Origin of the sequence: Chryseobacterium foetidum (genome assembly GCF_025457425.1) — a bacterium.
Lineage (GTDB): Bacteria > Bacteroidota > Bacteroidia > Flavobacteriales > Weeksellaceae > Chryseobacterium > Chryseobacterium foetidum.
On the sequence record NZ_JAMXIA010000001.1, the window covers coordinates 3,696,983 to 3,713,160 of the forward strand.

Annotated in this window: 17 protein-coding genes; 15 read left to right on the forward strand and 2 right to left on the reverse strand. The window is 37.0% G+C overall.

Annotated elements, in window-relative coordinates:
• The first annotated feature begins 2 nt into the window (after positions 1 to 2).
• From NG809_RS17045 to NG809_RS17095, 11 genes are all read left to right on the forward strand, one after another.
• A complete protein-coding gene (locus NG809_RS17045) occupies positions 3 to 407 on the forward strand; it encodes a hypothetical protein (protein WP_262152472.1) in 405 nt (134 codons plus the stop codon).
• 36 nt (positions 408 to 443) lie between these two features.
• Positions 444 to 815 carry a VOC family protein gene (locus NG809_RS17050; protein ID WP_262152473.1) on the forward strand — a complete coding sequence of 124 codons (372 nt, stop codon included), beginning with the start codon at positions 444 to 446 and terminating at the stop codon, positions 813 to 815.
• A 235-nt stretch (positions 816 to 1,050) separates the two neighbouring features.
• On the forward strand, positions 1,051 to 1,503 hold the full coding sequence (locus NG809_RS17055) for a VOC family protein (RefSeq protein WP_262152474.1): 453 nt from the start codon (positions 1,051 to 1,053) through the stop codon (positions 1,501 to 1,503).
• 214 nt (positions 1,504 to 1,717) lie between these two features.
• Positions 1,718 to 2,392: a DUF2490 domain-containing protein gene (locus NG809_RS17060; RefSeq protein ID WP_262152475.1), complete on the forward strand. Its 675-nt coding sequence runs from the start codon at positions 1,718 to 1,720 to the stop codon at positions 2,390 to 2,392.
• Positions 2,393 to 2,520: 128 nt separating this feature from the next.
• Positions 2,521 to 4,134 (forward strand): Na+/H+ antiporter, encoded by a 1,614-nt coding sequence (locus NG809_RS17065; RefSeq protein WP_262152476.1) that lies wholly within the window; start codon positions 2,521 to 2,523, stop codon positions 4,132 to 4,134.
• Positions 4,135 to 4,152: 18 nt separating this feature from the next.
• Complete coding sequence (locus NG809_RS17070) at positions 4,153 to 4,581, forward strand: SRPBCC family protein (RefSeq protein ID WP_262152477.1); 429 nt, start codon at positions 4,153 to 4,155, stop codon at positions 4,579 to 4,581.
• Between the two features lie 15 nt (positions 4,582 to 4,596).
• Positions 4,597 to 4,980 carry a VOC family protein gene (locus tag NG809_RS17075; RefSeq protein ID WP_262152478.1) on the forward strand — a complete coding sequence of 128 codons (384 nt, stop codon included), beginning with the start codon at positions 4,597 to 4,599 and terminating at the stop codon, positions 4,978 to 4,980.
• 36 nt (positions 4,981 to 5,016) lie between these two features.
• Entirely contained in the window at positions 5,017 to 6,042 is a 1,026-nt protein-coding gene (locus NG809_RS17080; protein ID WP_262152479.1) for a glutaminyl-peptide cyclotransferase, read from the forward strand.
• A gap of 88 nt (positions 6,043 to 6,130) precedes the next feature.
• A complete protein-coding gene (locus tag NG809_RS17085; protein WP_262152480.1) occupies positions 6,131 to 7,024 on the forward strand; it encodes a hypothetical protein in 894 nt (297 codons plus the stop codon).
• 24 nt (positions 7,025 to 7,048) lie between these two features.
• A complete protein-coding gene (locus NG809_RS17090) occupies positions 7,049 to 7,669 on the forward strand; it encodes a deoxynucleoside kinase (RefSeq protein ID WP_262152481.1) in 621 nt (206 codons plus the stop codon).
• Positions 7,670 to 7,709: 40 nt separating this feature from the next.
• Positions 7,710 to 8,057 carry an ArsC/Spx/MgsR family protein gene (locus tag NG809_RS17095; RefSeq protein WP_262152482.1) on the forward strand — a complete coding sequence of 116 codons (348 nt, stop codon included), beginning with the start codon at positions 7,710 to 7,712 and terminating at the stop codon, positions 8,055 to 8,057.
• A gap of 89 nt (positions 8,058 to 8,146) precedes the next feature.
• On the opposite strand, the gene NG809_RS17100 is transcribed toward NG809_RS17095, so the two are convergent.
• Both NG809_RS17100 and NG809_RS17105 read right to left on the reverse strand, forming a co-directional pair.
• Positions 8,147 to 8,452 (reverse strand): DUF493 domain-containing protein, encoded by a 306-nt coding sequence (locus NG809_RS17100; RefSeq protein WP_262152483.1) that lies wholly within the window; start codon positions 8,450 to 8,452, stop codon positions 8,147 to 8,149.
• A 25-nt stretch (positions 8,453 to 8,477) separates the two neighbouring features.
• Positions 8,478 to 9,158, reverse strand: coding sequence for a DUF4197 family protein (locus tag NG809_RS17105; RefSeq protein WP_262152484.1), 681 nt, complete (start codon positions 9,156 to 9,158; stop codon positions 8,478 to 8,480).
• Between the two features lie 397 nt (positions 9,159 to 9,555).
• Between NG809_RS17105 and NG809_RS17110 the strand changes: the two genes are divergently transcribed.
• The 4 genes from NG809_RS17110 to NG809_RS17125 are packed head-to-tail and all read left to right on the forward strand — an operon-like array spanning position 9,556 to position 16,126.
• Positions 9,556 to 12,381: a SusC/RagA family TonB-linked outer membrane protein gene (locus NG809_RS17110; protein WP_262152485.1), complete on the forward strand. Its 2,826-nt coding sequence runs from the start codon at positions 9,556 to 9,558 to the stop codon at positions 12,379 to 12,381.
• A gap of 11 nt (positions 12,382 to 12,392) precedes the next feature.
• Complete coding sequence (locus NG809_RS17115) at positions 12,393 to 13,883, forward strand: RagB/SusD family nutrient uptake outer membrane protein (protein ID WP_262152486.1); 1,491 nt, start codon at positions 12,393 to 12,395, stop codon at positions 13,881 to 13,883.
• A gap of 11 nt (positions 13,884 to 13,894) precedes the next feature.
• Positions 13,895 to 14,737: a LamG domain-containing protein gene (locus NG809_RS17120; RefSeq protein WP_262152487.1), complete on the forward strand. Its 843-nt coding sequence runs from the start codon at positions 13,895 to 13,897 to the stop codon at positions 14,735 to 14,737.
• 3 nt (positions 14,738 to 14,740) lie between these two features.
• Positions 14,741 to 16,126, forward strand: a complete 1,386-nt coding sequence (locus NG809_RS17125) for a glucoamylase family protein (protein WP_262152488.1) — start codon at positions 14,741 to 14,743, stop codon at positions 16,124 to 16,126.
• The last annotated feature ends 52 nt before the right edge of the window (positions 16,127 to 16,178 follow it).

Sequence of the window (16,178 nt, forward strand, 5' to 3'; positions counted from 1 at the left end):
TTATGCTCAGAAAAATATTTGCAGTGATTGGCGGAATTGTTGTTGCCAACTTAATTATCTTTTTGGTGGAAGCGATTGATCACCTTCTTTATCCGATGCCGAAAGGGGTAACTTACGAAAATGTGGAGGCGTTCAGAGAATACGTTCAGAATCTTCCCATGGAAGCAAAAATGATTGTGATTTTCGGATATGCATTTGCTGCATTTTCCGCCGGATTTGTGTCGACAAGAATAGCAAAAGACAGACGACCTTACTACGCTATCTTTTGTGGCGCAGTGCTTCTGTCATTGATTATCCTTAATTTCAGCATGCTACCAACACCAATCTGGATGTGGATTTTCGGTCTCGCAGCACCGTTTCTTGTTTTTCCGGGTTACAAAATGGCTTTGACGAAAAGTACAGTATAATTTTTCCTCGTAAACTAAAATAAATTATAAACCTATATGAAACTAGGCGTATTCTCACTGAGCTTAAGTGTAAAGGATCTGGCTAAATCCAAAGAATTCTACGGAAAACTCGGTTTTTCAGAGATGGGTGGAAGCATGGAGCAAAATTATCTCATCATGAAAAACGGAAGTACCCTGATAGGCTTATTTCAGGCCATGTTCGATGGTAATATGCTCACCTTTAATCCCGGTTGGGACGAAAACGCTAAGGATCTCGAAGAGTTTGATGACGTAAGACAGATTCAGCAAAAACTCAAAATAAACGGAATAGAACTGGAAAAAACTGCCGACGAATCCACCACCGGCCCGGAACACATTTTTCTGAAAGACCCCGACGGAAACATGATTCTCATCGATCAACATCGGTAATGTGTAATGAGTAATCGGTAATGAGTAATAATTGATAATTGATGAATGATGAATGATGAATGAATCCCGAATCCGCACCCCGAATCTCGAATCTCGTACCCCGAATCCCGTAACACGAATCTCAAATCTCAGATCGCAAAACCCGAATCACACACCCCGAAACTCGTAACTGGAAACTCGAATCCCGTAACCCGAATCTCAAATCTCAAATCTCAAATTTTAAATTTCAAATAAAATGGCACAGGTAAACGTTTATCTTACCTTCAACGGCAATTGCAGACAGGCATTCGAATTTTATAAGGATGTTTTCGAAAAAGAAATTCCTTACATGGGAACTTTTGGTGAAATGCCTCCGCAGGAAGGAATGGAAATGTCTGAAGAAGACAAAAACAAAATTATGCACGTCAGCATGCCGATTTCCAAAGAAACGACTTTGATGGGAAGCGATGCAGGTGGCGAATATGCAGACAAAATCACCGTAGGAAACAATTTTGCGATCTCCGTTAATGCTGAATCCCGTGAGGAAGCCGACAGAATCTTTGAAAAGCTCGGCAGACAGGGCGGTCACATGAAAATGCAGATGGGAGACACATTCTGGGGAGCTTACTTTGGAATGCTCACTGATCAGTTTGGCATCAACTGGATGGTCAATTATGATGATCCTGCAAAAATGCAGCAGCACCCTTAAAATATTTTTGATTAAAGACCGTCAGTTTTTGCTGGCGGTTTTTTGTTAGCAAATGTTTATTTTGAATGACAATATGACTTTTAAAATTTATCGGAACTGAAATTTTCTGACCTAATGAGTCAGTAAATCATCGTTAAATCCGACTCTTTGTCTGTTATTGATTTTTAGTATTGATTTTGTTTGTTTGATAGAAGGTATTTATTAAAACTATTTTATGAAAATTATCAAATCCTTTTTTGCGGCGGTTCTTTTGTTCACGGGAATATTTGCGTCTGCACAAAATAATGATATTGGTGCGTGGTATATGTATTTTGGCAACAATAAAGTCAGTAAAAAATTTAATTTTCATAATGAAATTCAATACAGAAACTTCAATGGAATTGGTGACCTTGAACAGTTGCTGATCCGTACCGGAATTGGATATGATCTCACCGAAAACAACAATAATGTTTTGCTGGGTTACGGTTTCATCCTTAGTCAGCCTTATATCAACGGCGAAAAAACAGAAAATACAGAACACCGGATTTTTCAGCAGTTTATTACGAAACAGAAATTCGGAAGATTTAATCTGCAGCACCGCTATCGTCTGGAAGAACGCTTTTTAGAGGACGATTTCAGGATGAGATTCAGATATTATTTAGGCTTTAATATTCCTTTAAATAATAAAGAAATGCTTCCTAAAACATTGTATTTATCAGCCTACAATGAATTTTTTCTTCATCTGAACAGCCCTGTTTTTGACAGAAACCGTGTGTATGGAGCTCTGGGATTTGTCATCAATAAAAACATGAAAATCGAAGTGGGATATATGAATCAGATTCAGGAAAATAAAAACCGCGGACAGATACAGATCGGATTTTACAACAACATTCCTTTCACAGGAAACTAAAGTAAAACAGTGCTGAATTCGGTCTTTGGAAATACAGGGAATTTAATTTTAATCTGAACATTGTCGTTGGGCACTGAGATTATTTTTAAATTTAAATAAAATAAAAACTACACTAAAAACTCTTAACAATGATTCACGATTATGTAATTATTTCAATAGCCGTGCTGCTTTCCGTGATGATTCTTGTAATGATCGGTGAGAAGCTGAAAGTTGCCTATCCCATTTTTCTTGTGATTGCCGGTTTGCTGGTAAGCTTTATTCCGGGAATGCCTCAAATCGAAATTGAACCAGACTTGGTTTTCCTTATTTTTCTGCCGCCAATTTTATTTGAAGCTGCATGGTTTACCTCGTGGCAGGATTTCCACAAATGGAGAAAACAGATTTTTTCCATGGCATTTGGATTGGTTTTTCTCACTTCGATTGTCGTCGCATATCTTTCATCGTCCATCATTCCGGGACTCACGGTAGCGATGGGATTTCTTTTAGGTGGCGTGAATTCTCCGCCGGATGCAGTTGCCGCAACTTCAATTTTAAGGAATATGAAAATTCCCAAGAAGATCACAACCGTTTTGGAAGGGGAAAGTTTAATCAATGATGCCTCGAGTTTGATTGTTTTTAAATTTGCTCTCGCAGCAGTAATTTCAGGACAGTTTATCTTCCGTGATGCCGTTCAGGATTTCTTTACGATGGCCATTGGTGGAGTAGCGGTCGGCATCGCTTCCGGACTCGTTTTCGGTAAATTTTTAAGAATGATTCCTTCCAATTCAAACATTGACACGATTATTACTTTGATTGTTCCTTACGTGATGTATGTTGCCGCCGAACATTTTCATTTTTCAGGAGTTCTTGCCGTTGTTGCAGGTGGTTTGTTGATGTCTTACAATTCCCACTGTTATCTGAGTCACACTTCCAGAATACAGACAGGTAATGTCTGGAGTGTTGTAATTTTCCTGATGAATACGATTATTTTTATTTTAATTGGTCTTGAATTACCCATTGTCATTGAATCCATGAAAGATTATACCATTTCTGAAGGTATTTTTTACAGTGTTGTGATTGGTGGAGCCATCATTTTTACCCGTTTGGCTTACAGTTACGCAATCGTTTATATTCCACGACTTTTTTCAAAAAAAATAAGACAAGAAAACCCGAAACCCGACTGGAAAGAACCTTTTATCATCAGTTTTGCGGCAATGAGGGGCGTGGTTTCTCTTGCTGCGGCACTTTCAATTCCGGTGTATATCAGTCCGGGTGAACCTTTTCCGCACAGAAATATCATTTTATTCGTCACTTTTGTCATCATTTTGATTACCTTAGTAGGACAGGGTTTATTGCTTTCTCCGATTTTGAAATGGCTGAAAATAGAAGACGCGGGAAGCGAACTGCCTGAAGAAAAACAGGAAGCCATCCTGATGAAAAAACTGAAAGAAACCGCCTTGCAGAAACTGACCACCGATTTTTCTGAACTTTCGGAAAAAAACAAACTCGTGCAGCATCAGATTCATAAGCTTGAAAACGAAATGATGATGATGGCAGACAAAGCGCAGTGCATGGCGACAACGGGAGATTATGTTGTGGCAATGAACGAGAATAAAGATGTGCTGAGACAGGTAATTCAGGCCCAGCGAAATGAACTTTACCGCATGAAGCGCGAGAAAATTTTTGACGATCATGTGATGCGAACCATCGAAATGCAGCTCGATTTTGATGAGGCAAAAATCACTGGTTTTGCACACAGTTAATATTTAAACTTGAAAAAAATGAGTCATCCTATCGAAATTCAAACCGTTATAAAAGCTTCTCCGGAACGAATCTGGAAGGCTTTGACAGATAAAACAGAAATGAAAGCCTGGTATTTTGATATTCAGGATTTCGAACCCATTATAGGAACTGTTTTTGATTTTTATGAGCCGGGAGATCACAAAAAATACCATCACATCGGTGAAGTTCTGGAAGTAATTCCAGAAAAAAAACTTTCTTACACCTGGACGTATCCTGATTTTTCCACGGCGAAATCCACGGTCACTTGGGAAATTAACGCACTAGAAAATGGAGATACTTCAGTAAAAGTAACGCATACCAACACAGAAGAATTCAGCGAACTGGGAGAAAATTTTTCAAGAAAAAGTTTTGCTGAGGGATGGAGTGGGATTTTAAACCAAAGTCTGAAGCCTTTTCTGGAGAAATAATTTAAACAAAGTAAAATGTTAAAATTCAACAAGCTCAAACCGATTCTGTGGACAGATCACCTTGATGAATCCATATCTTTTTACACCCAGATTTTAGGATTTGTATTAATTGAAAAAAACGAAGACTGGCAGTGGGCTTCCTTGCAGAAAGATGAGGTGGTTCTTATGATTTCGAAAAAAAATGACCATTCTAAATTCAACAACATCGGTTTTTCGGGTTCATTTTATTTTAATGTTGACGATGTGGAAGTTTTATGGACAGATTTAAAAGAAAAAGCTGATGTCTGCTACGAAATTGAAACTTTTGAATGGGGAATGAGAGAGTTTGCAGTCTACGACAACAACGGTTATATATTACAATTCGGAGAGAATGTTTCTGAAATTAGCAAAGAGCCGTAATTTTTGTTATTTTTGGAAAAATTTTTTAAATAGAATATGAAAAATAAAATCATAGCAGGTTTTGCAGCACTTTTAATGATTGTCTCCTGTAAAGATGACGGGAAAGTGATGAACAATCTTGCAGACTACAATAATTCTATGGAGGAAAAGGGATATCACTTCGGGGATAAAATCAATCTTCCACAAGACGTTTTGGATATTGCAGAATCAATCACGATCAGCTTTGGAGATAAAGAAACGAAGGATTTAGTAGTTGATCCAAAATATTTTACGCTTGGAGATAATGCCGTTACTTTTAATATCAAAACAAAGGGTGGAGAAATGCTCACACAGGATGCAACAGTAAATGTTTACAGCAAAAGTCCTGAACAGGCGCTGAACTACGAAGTTGTAGCTGAATATCCTCACAATCCTGCCAATTTTGTACAGGGATTCCAGATTGAAGGAAATACAATCTACGAAAGCGAAGGTCAGTATGGCTCATCAAGGCTGATCACTTATAAAATTGGGGACACTATTCCAATCAAAGAAACGAAGCAGACCGACGATATTTTTTCTGAAGGAAGTACGATTGCAGGAGATAAAATCTATCAGTTAACATGGGAAAATAAGAAAGGTCTTGTTTATGAAAAAAATACGCTCAAATTGCTTTCTGAATTTCCTTATCCGGATATGATGGTGCAGGGCTGGGGTTTAACGTATGACGGAAAGCATCTCATTGCCTCGGACGGAACAAAAAATCTTTACTTTCTGAACCCAGCTGATCCTTCAAAAATTGTAAAATATATTTCAGTTGCCGGAAACAGCTCGGTGTACGACCAGTTAAACGAACTTGAATATTACAAAGGTTTCATTTATGCCAACGTTTGGCACAAACCGATTATCTTAAAAATTAATCCTGCTAACGGAGAAGTTGTTGGTAAATTTGATTTCACACAAATCGCAAAACCATTTACCGATGCCAACTCCGAACATGTACTGAACGGAATTGCATTCAAAGGCGACAATATGGTTGTCACGGGAAAAAATTGGAATAAAATATATGAGGTTGCCGTAAAATAGTTAAAATTGAAAGTAATTTCCCGCTTAACAAAATAAAGTATGTAAATTGTCAGCGTTCCTTTTGGGACGCTTTCTTAGTAAAATAGTATTGAGGTTATTTAGTATCATCTGTTTATTTTTATTCTGTACGGTTTCTGCGCAGAAAAGTCTTCCTTTAGACACATTAAAACTGAAGGAAGTAAAAGATTTTTTTGCCGATGATTACGGGAATCTCTACATCTACAAAAGCAAAGATTTCAGCCTTACCAAATACGATTCTTTAGGGAAACAAATCGGGCAGATGATGTTGCCGGTTCCTTACAAAATACAGAGCGTTCAGAATCCTTTAAGCATTCCGCTTTTTTCTGAAAATGCTCAGGAAATGAAATTTGTAGATCAAAATCTTAATGATATTCAAAAAATAGATTTCAAACAGAAATTCAGCTACATCAAACATGCTTATGCTGAGGATTTGCAACAGATCTGGCTTTTGGATGAAAGTACAAGACGACTTTTACAATACAATTTCCGAAATGATACAACCATCAATTCTTATCCTTACGACGGTGGTTTTGAAGACATTATTGATCTGTTGGTTTTTGAAAATAAGGTCTACGTTTTAAGTAAAAAACTGTTCAGGGTTTACAATTTAAAATTTGAAAAACTTTTTGAAGCCGAAGTTACCGATGGAAAACGTTTCAGAAGAGAAAATGATATGGTTTTAATTATTACCAAAAGCAGTATTCTTAGGTTCAGTCCGGATCAGAAAATCACCAAAATATTTGAAGATCCCGATACGCAGATTGTGGATAAAAACAGCCTCGCTTTTTTTGAACTAAAAGGCAACAAACTCTATCTTTACACGCCCGAAACTATTCGTCTCATGGAGGCTAAAGCCAAAAAGGAAGAACTTGAAGAAACCATCGAAGAACTGGAAAATGAAAAATCTGAGAAAGGCGACATCATGAAAGTTCTGGACGAAATTGAGGAATTGGGTTATTAAAATTTAAATAAGACACATAGAAATATGCATATTGCGGTTACAGGAAATATCGGAGCAGGAAAAACGACTTTAACGACCATGCTCGCCAAACATTACGGCTGGGATGCACAGTTTGAGGATGTAGATCACAACCCTTATCTGGAAGATTTCTATGCAGACATGAGCAAGTGGAGTTTTGCCCTTCAGATTTATTTTCTTGGAAGCCGTTTCAGACAGGTAAAAGAAATCCGTGAGAGCGGGAAAAATATTATTCAGGACAGAACGATCTATGAAGATGCCCATATTTTCGCGGAAAACTTAAATGATATGAAACTCCTGTCAGACAGAGATTACAATAATTATGTTTCGGTTTTTAATCTGATGAAATCTTTTGTTTCGGCGCCTGATCTTTTGATTTATCTGAAATCTGACGTACCTAATTTAGTAAAGAAAATTTACAAAAGAGGAAGGGAATATGAAGCCTCAATCAGCATCGAATACCTTTCTAAACTGAATCAGAAATACGAAAAATGGATTTCTGAATACACGGAAGGCAAACTGCTTATTATAGAAGTAGATGATCTTGATTTTGTAGAAAAACCCGAAGACTTTGGCTTTATTCTTGAAAAGATTGAAGCAGAGCTCAATGGTTTATTTAAGCCTTGAGTCTCAAATCTCGAATCTCAAATCTCAAATCTAAAATATCATGGTACTTAAAGTGCTCCACAACGGAAACTGTTCAAAATCCAAAGCAGTTTTGGAATATCTTGACGAAAACGGCGTTGCCTTCGAAATTATAGATTTAATGGAAGATCCGCTTTCGGCACTGGAAATTAAAACATTACTCAAAAAGCTAAGCCACAGCGTTCATGATTTGATCAGAAAGACCGACCGTCTTTACCTTGAAAATTATGCAGGCAAAGAACTTTCTGAAGATGAGTGGATTGATGTATTGGTAAAAAATCCGTCACTTATTCAGAGGCCAATTTTAATCAAAGGCTCAGTGGCAATGCTCGGAAGACCGATTGAAAACGTAAAATTCTTTATCGAATAAAAACACAAAAAAGTCAGCACTACGCTGACTTTCACTTTTAAGTTAATTGTAACTTCATTACTCATTACCTATTACTCATTACTCATATCCTAAAGTAGAATAACTTCTTCGATTTTACTTACTTCCTTGTAAATTCTCACCACCTGATCTGCATCCAGAACAAAAGCGTTGATGTTGCAGGCTGTATATTTCCCGTTTTTGCTTTCGCGGTTTCCGAGGGTGAATTTAATTCCGTCAAAAACTTTGTAAATCTCTGTAAGTTTCGCCTGATCGGTCGGGATGATAAATTTAAATAAATAATCTTCCGGAAAATCATGATTATCTTCTAATTTTTGTTTTAAAGATTCATAGAAATCTTCAGGGTTGGCGTGTTGGTTTCCCTCTATAATATCCATTATTTAATTTGTCTTAAAATTTTATTTACTGTTTTCCTAAAGGTCCTAAAAGACTTTTGGAATTCTCAATTTCGTAGTCTTCGATAATGTTAAACATCCCGTTGACCAGTTGCTCAGATGCTAATGTGCTCAATCCACCTGAATTTACGGAAGTTTTATTGCCACCCAAAAGGCTTCCTAAAAGATTGCTTCCGGATAGCGCTGTATTGATCGTTTTTACGATACCGTATTTGTTCAGTTCCTGTTCAACTCTTGGCGCAATCGCCTGTATCAGCTGAGTTTGGGTTTTCTCCTTTAAAATTAAAGTGGCAGTACCTTTTTCACCCTGAATAATTCGTGTTACATCCTGTGCGCTCAAACTGTTCACAGCGCTCTCCAATATTGGTTTTGAAATATTAACCGTGTAGGCCGCCGCTTCCGCAATGTATTGTTTTTCTTTCTGCACTAAGGACGGAGCAATCTTCTCTAAAGTTGTGTTGATGTCTCTTAATTCCTTGGGCAGTGCTTTGTCTATCAGATTGTTCTGCATAAAAGCATCCTTATTTCCGTAAATATTGGCTCCTTTATTAATTCCGCCAAGCAAAATTCGCTTGATAATAGAAAGGCCGACATCTGATGTCGCGAGGGTAGTGCAGGATTGAACAGAAGTGGTAATTATAGCACCTGTTCCTAAAATTAAACCTGCAGCGATTATATATTTTTTCATAACTCAGTTTAAATGAAATCAGATTTCAAATATAGCACCAAAATATATTATTTGAAAATGTACATTGACTGACGAAGTAATTTCTACCACACAAATGTTAAAAATCGTTCAAATATTTTAACATTCTCCGAGTTTTTGCAACCTTGAAACTGTTTTTTGGGGGAACAATTGCTTCTTTAAGACAAATTAAAGATCAAAAATGATGTAAAATTGATAATTTTTTCTTCTTATATTAACGAAATGTTAATAGATATAAGTTTTATATTGCTTAATTTTAGGAAGATATGTTAAAAAACTAATTTCTTTAAGTAAAATTAACAGGATTGAATTTTTTTTTTATTTTTGAATTTAATGTCTTTTTTTGAGATAAAGAAACAAACAAGAAAATTGAAACTATATGAAACAAAAAAATTTAAAGTATTCCACCCTCATTGCGGTTCTCTACTTCGGTATGAACGTCAACGGGCAGACTACCCCTCAGGACACTATTCCCAGAGAGAACAAAATCGAGGAGGTGGTGATGATTGGGTATGGTACCGCCAAGAAGAGAGATCTTACGGGATCAATCGCTAAGGTGGATGGTAGTGAAGTGGCGGATAAACCCGCAGCTAATCCAGTAAATGCTTTGCAAGGTAAGGTAGCTGGTCTATCTGTAGTTAATTCTGGACAGCCAGGATCACAAGCTGATGTGAGAATTAGAGGAACAGTAACCATCAATGGGGTGAACCCAGTCTATATTGTAGATGGTGTTTTCGCAAATAATATTGATTTTTTAAATCCAGCAGATATCGAATCTATGGAAATTTTAAAAGATCCTTCCTCATTGGCAATCTTTGGTAGTAGAGGTGCAAATGGAGCTATTATCGTGACTACAAAAAGGGGGAAATCAGGAAGAACTTCTGTGAGTCTTTCATCTTCGTTCGGTGTAAAATCATTGGATAACAGACCGAATATTACTAACTCAGCAGGTTTCAAAACTTTATACAATGAAGATTTAGCCAATCAGGGATTAGCACCTTATAATTTATTTAATATTTTTAATGCAGATACCAATTGGGTAGACGAAATCCGTGAAAAAGGTGCAACTATACAACAACATAATGTTACTATTGCTAATGGAAGTGAAAAAAATAGGATGAGCTTTTCTTTTGGTTACCAAAAAGAGCAAGGTTCTATAAAGTATGAAGATTATGAGAGATTGACATTTAAGTTTAATGATGATCTAAAAATAACAAAAGGTCTAAGAGCCGGTTTTGGTTTCACAGGGGCTTATGCTAAGTTGCCACAGATCAGAAGTTTTAGTTCAGCTTTAAATGCAACTCCGGTAGTTTCTCCCACAAATAGCATCGATGGTGAGTATTTTGGATTATATAATTCATTACCACAACAATTGGGTGCTGCTCAAATAGGAAATCCTTTAGCTTTGGTAGAAGGGCACAGATACACACAGCTTAATAAAGATTTTCAGTTTAACCCTAATGCCTATTTAGAATTTGATTTTGCTAAACATTTCACTTTTCGTTCAAATTATTTTCTGACGTACAGAAATGGTACGGGCAGAGGTTACGAACCAATATTTAATGTATACATTCCAGAATCAAATACAATTTCTCCTTATTCAGGAAGACTTTTATCTACAGTCAATCAATTTGAAAATAGAGATTTGTCTTTTCAACAGAATCAGTTATTGACCTACAAAAACAAATTTGGAGATCATGATTTAACTTTGATGGCAGGTTTTGAAACTATAAACCGCGAGTATTCTAGTATGTCGGGCAACGCAAAAAGTAGTTTGGCAAACCCTCTGGGACAAATGCCAAATAACCCAAGATTTTGGTATTTAAATTCTGATTACGTAGATCCTATTACAAAGCAGGTGAATACAAGCCAATACAGACAGAAACAGGTTTCATATTTTGGTCGTATGCTTTATAGTTTTAATAATAAATATATGTTGAATGCGTCTTTGCGTAACGATGGTTCATCAATGTTGGCGCCAGGTAATAGATTTGACTGGTTCTGGTCTGTAGGTGCAGCTTGGGAAGTTACTAAGGAAGACTTTCTTAAAGGAAACGATGTAATCAGCTACTTAAAATTAAAAGGTTCATATGGTGATTTAGGAAACCAATTTACACCTTATAGTTATTTCGGATATCCTGTATATGTAGAAGGGGGAACTGGTGTTTTCAACGGCAATCTTTATCCGGCATTTGTAAAACAATATGAAGAAGCAGACGATCTTAGTTGGGAGCATCTAAAATCTTACGAATTTGGGTTTGAATCATCATTTGTAAACAAAAAATTATCTTTAGAAGCTACATATTACAATAAAAAGACTCAAGATTTATTGAACTATGTAATTGGTAATCCTAACTTTTTTATGAATTCTGGATCTATAGAATCTAAAGGATTTGAATTTACCGCAGGTTGGAAAGATAATCTTGGAGAAAACTTCAGCTATTATGTTAATGGTAATTTAACAACTACAAAAACAAAGGTATTAAATACTTTAGAAGATGGATATCAAACATTTTATGGACCAGCAATATTTAAAGCAGGACTTCCTGTAGGAGCTTTCTACGGATATGTTGTAGATGGTCTTTATCAATCGTATGCAGATATTCTTGGTTCACCTGCCTCTACAATTGGTGATGTAGGCCCAGGAGATTTTAAGTATAAAGATATTAATGGGGATGGTAAGATTACTCCCGATGACCGTACTATGATTGGAAATCCTACACCGGATTTTACTTATGGATTTAGTGTTGGTGCCGATTACAAAGGGTTTTTCCTGAATGCAGATTTCTATGGGGTTTATGGAAACGAAGTTTTCAGAGATTGGGGTAACGGAAACTCCTTCGCACCATTTAATTATCGTGAAGAAAGATTAGAAAGATGGACAGGTGCCGGTACTTCTAATTGGGAACCAAGAAGTTTTTCCGGAAACGCTTACAATAGAGAAAATTCAACTTATATGATTGAAGATGGAAGCTTTTTCAGAATTAGAAACGTACAGTTAGGATACAATTTTGATTCAGAATTGGTATCAAGATATAAACTGCAAGGTTTAAAACTTTATTTTAATGTTCAAAATTTGAAAACTTGGGATAAGGTAAATGGTTTCACACCAGAATTTGGCGGATCAGCAACTCAGTTTGGAGTAAATACGAGTGGTTATCCAAATCCACGAATTGTAAGCTTTGGTGTTAATGCAACTTTTTAAAAATTGAAAAAATGAAATTAAATTATAAAAAAATATTATTTGCAGGTGCATTGTCTGTTGCTGCTTTGTCATTGAATAGCTGTGGTGATGAGTGGTTAGACGAAAGACCATTAGGAAGACCTGTAGGCGAAGAAGTTCCCATTGGCGGTTTTGAATCTTTAGCATTTGGTCTCTATGCAAGTTTAAGAACAGAAGGTGGCGTAAGTGATTTTTCTTATGTCTGGACACATTGTATACGTGCTGATGATAACGAAAAGGGGAGTACTACTACCGATGGTGCAACAGATGGTAATGTATTCAATAATTTTGGTTATGTTGCTACAAATGGAAACATTTTAAGTGATTGGAATGGTCACTATAAAATTATTTATGATTGTAATGAATTAATTAATACTGCTATTGCATCAGGTGATACTTCTGCAGGAACACTTACAAACATTGCAGAAGCTAAAGCAATCAGAGCATTTTGCTACTTCGAGTTAAGAAGAGATTTTGGTTCAGTGCCAATCAATTTAAAAACGATTGATATTCCACAGGATGAAATTGCTCCTAAAAGTACTATTGCACAAGTTGATGAGCAAATAATCAAAGATCTTACAGAAGCGGAAGCAGCTCTTCCTGTACAGTGGACAAGTGCTTATCTAGGCAGAGCTAATAAAGGTATGGCAAACACCTTACTTGCAAAAATATATCTTTACCAAAACAATTGGGCAAAAGCTTTAGAGTACTCTGAAAAGGTTATAAATTCAGGTGTCTATATCTTGAATTCTTCTTATGACAATGAATTTACAAAAGCAGGTAACAATTCTAAAGAATCTATTTTTGAAATTCAGAAAGCTTATGATTTTCCTACCAAGTACACAAACAATTTTTATGAGTCACAAGGTGTGAGAGGTAGTGGAACTTGGGATTTAGGTTGGGGCTTTAATGTACCTTCTAATGGTCTTGTTAATGCTTATGAAACAGGAGATGTCAGAAAACAAACAACAATCTTAGTATCAGGTGGTCCCGATATATATAATTCAGCAGGATACACTTTGCCAGCAGGCCCAAACAACCCAAATCCTGTTTTAGCACAACAATATTGGAATGGAAAAGCATATACATTGCCAGCTGAAAGAATTCAGTATGCTCAAAACAAAAACCATTGGGAAAATATTAAAATTTTACGGTACGCAGATGTTATTTTGATTGCTTCTGAAGCTGCTAATGAACTCGGTCAAACTGGAAAGGCAACAACTTATCTTAATATGATCAGAACGAGAGCAAACCTTGGGGCTACACCAGCATCTAACCAAGCTGCCCTTAGAACGGCGATCAAGAATGAGAGAAGAATTGAATTTGCTATGGAGTTTGAACGCTTCTATGATTTAGTAAGATGGGGTGATGCGATTACTGTTCTATCAACCCAAGGTTATTCTGATAGAAATAAACATTTTCCTATTCCTCAGCAGGCTATTGACAAAGCTCAAGGTGTTTTAGTTCAGAATCCTAATTATTAATTAATTATACAATGAAAAATATAATCAAAATTTTTAGCATCTTCTCGGTAGGAATAATAGTTTTTTCTTGTCAAGATTTAGAACGACCAGAATTGGAAGACAGTTTTCCAAAGGATGCGAATGCTCCAGGCGGACCGCTGAAATTTTATGCAGCATTTGATGGGGCTACTCCTAATCCGCTGATGAACGCGGTAGACAGCATACGTGCTAAATTTCCTTCTAGTAATCCTTTACAGACAATTGACGGCCCTGCTAGTAAGGCAATTCAAGGTGCCAAATACAAGTATGTTAAATATTCAAGTGCAAATGATTTTGCTCAAAATGCAAAAAGTTTCACAGTGTCCGTTTGGGTAAAAAAAGGAAATATTGCCACCGATCATGTTTTCAGTTTGCCATCTCCGGCAGATTATCACTGGTCAGCAGCTTCAATGTTTCTTCTTTCAGAAGGTAGTGTAGCTGCACCAATATTAAAATTCTTCGTTAAAGATTCTGTTGGAGAAAAGTGGTTTGAATGGGTAGGTGCCAATACAGTTACAGGTCTTTATGATGGAAATTGGCATCATTTAGCATTTGTTTACAATGCAACATCCTCGCAAATGACAATGTATAAAGACGGTGTTGCACATCCTAATGCACCTGTTTGGACAGGACATGGTAATGTAAGCCTTGAAGCATCAAAAATCACTGGATTGAAGATTGGTGCCGGACCACAGGAATTTACTCAGGCTCAGATTGATACCGGAGGTGATGATTGGTTGAAAAACTCCTGGACTGGCGGAATAGATCAGTTCAGAATGTACACAACTGCATTAACATCAGCGGAGGTTACAAACTTATTTAATAAGAAAAAATAATTGATGTCAAAAAAATCAATATTAATTATTACAACTGCCATATTTTTATGTGGCAGTTGTTCTTCTGATAATACACAACTTCAGGAACCGACGAATGATATCCCCTCCACACCCGTCAACAACTACACAGACACCCAACTCCTCGAGATGGTGCAGAAAGATGCCCTGAAATATTTTTGGGATTATGCAGAAAGCAATTCAAAACTGGCCAGAGAAAGATACCACACCGATAATCCGGGACAAGATGCTAACGTCGTTTCGGCGGGAGGATCTGGTTTTGGATTAATGACAATTTTGGTAGGTATCAAAAATGGTTATGTGACGAAAGCGGATGCCGTTTCAAGATTATCTACAGCACTCAATTTTCTGCAGAATGCCAACAGATTCCACGGTGCATGGCCTCACTGGATGAATGGCACAACCGGACAGGTAATTCCTTTCAGTCCACAGGACGATGGTGGCGACCTTGTAGAAACGGCGTTTTTGGCTCAGGGACTGATTTGCGTACGAGAGTACTTCAAAAACTCATCAGATTCTGCCGAACTTGCCCTTTCTCAAAAAGCAGATACTCTTTTCAAAGGAATCGAGTGGAGTTGGTACACCAAAGGAGAAAACACTTTGTATTGGCACTGGTCTCCGAATTATAATTTCCAGATGAATATGCAGCTCAAAGGTTTCGACGAAACCTTAATTACGTATGTAATGGCAGCTGCTTCACCCACTTTTACAATTACCAAACCTGTTTATACGCAAGGTTGGGCACGCAATGGAAATATTGTAAACGGAGGAAGCGTTTACGGAAATTCTGTAGTTGTCGCGCACAACGGGGCTGCTGGAAGCATCGGGCCAATGTTCTGGTCGCACTATTCGTTTTTAGGTTTGGATCCACGAGGTCTCACGGACGATTATGTAAATTATGGTACGGCAACTGCCAACCATGCAAAAATAATGTATCAGTATTCCGTTGCCAATCCAAAAGGGTGGCAGGGATACAATTCCAAAAGCTGGGGACTGACAGCAAGCTATTCACGTAATGCCGACGGTTCAACGGGATATGCAGCTCACCAACCCAACAATGATTTGGGAGTGATTACGCCAACAGCCGCACTTTCAAATATGCCTTATACGCCAACTGAAAGTATGAATATGCTGAGATTTTTATACAACGAAAATTACAGCAAATACATCGGTGTTGCAGGTCCTTATGATGCGTACTCAGTGCATTATAACTGGGTGACTCCAAGATATCTGGCAATCGATCAGGGAACCATTGCTCCAATGATTGAAAACCATAAAAATCAGTTTCTGTGGAATCTCTTCATGAACGCCCCGGATGTAAAGCAAGGTTTGATAAAATTAGGATTTCACTCAACTCAGCACGGGTTTTAATTCAAACAACTTTGTCAAAGTTTAAAATCTTTGACAAAGTTTTAAAACTAAA

Coding starts and splice junctions, on each gene's coding strand:
- NG809_RS17090 (WP_262152481.1), top strand. CDS start 7,049: ATGCATATTGCGGTTACAGGAAATATCGGAGCAGGAAAAACGACTTTA.
- NG809_RS17080 (WP_262152479.1), top strand. CDS start 5,017: ATGAAAAATAAAATCATAGCAGGTTTTGCAGCACTTTTAATGATTGTC.
- NG809_RS17115 (WP_262152486.1), top strand. CDS start 12,393: ATGAAATTAAATTATAAAAAAATATTATTTGCAGGTGCATTGTCTGTT.
- NG809_RS17065 (WP_262152476.1), top strand. CDS start 2,521: ATGATTCACGATTATGTAATTATTTCAATAGCCGTGCTGCTTTCCGTG.
- NG809_RS17070 (WP_262152477.1), top strand. CDS start 4,153: ATGAGTCATCCTATCGAAATTCAAACCGTTATAAAAGCTTCTCCGGAA.
- NG809_RS17075 (WP_262152478.1), top strand. CDS start 4,597: ATGTTAAAATTCAACAAGCTCAAACCGATTCTGTGGACAGATCACCTT.
- NG809_RS17110 (WP_262152485.1), top strand. CDS start 9,556: ATGAAACAAAAAAATTTAAAGTATTCCACCCTCATTGCGGTTCTCTAC.
- NG809_RS17050 (WP_262152473.1), top strand. CDS start 444: ATGAAACTAGGCGTATTCTCACTGAGCTTAAGTGTAAAGGATCTGGCT.
- NG809_RS17045 (WP_262152472.1), top strand. CDS start 3: ATGCTCAGAAAAATATTTGCAGTGATTGGCGGAATTGTTGTTGCCAAC.
- NG809_RS17120 (WP_262152487.1), top strand. CDS start 13,895: ATGAAAAATATAATCAAAATTTTTAGCATCTTCTCGGTAGGAATAATA.
- NG809_RS17105 (WP_262152484.1), bottom strand. CDS start 9,158: ATGAAAAAATATATAATCGCTGCAGGTTTAATTTTAGGAACAGGTGCT.
- NG809_RS17100 (WP_262152483.1), bottom strand. CDS start 8,452: ATGGATATTATAGAGGGAAACCAACACGCCAACCCTGAAGATTTCTAT.
- NG809_RS17055 (WP_262152474.1), top strand. CDS start 1,051: ATGGCACAGGTAAACGTTTATCTTACCTTCAACGGCAATTGCAGACAG.
- NG809_RS17060 (WP_262152475.1), top strand. CDS start 1,718: ATGAAAATTATCAAATCCTTTTTTGCGGCGGTTCTTTTGTTCACGGGA.
- NG809_RS17095 (WP_262152482.1), top strand. CDS start 7,710: ATGGTACTTAAAGTGCTCCACAACGGAAACTGTTCAAAATCCAAAGCA.
- NG809_RS17125 (WP_262152488.1), top strand. CDS start 14,741: ATGTCAAAAAAATCAATATTAATTATTACAACTGCCATATTTTTATGT.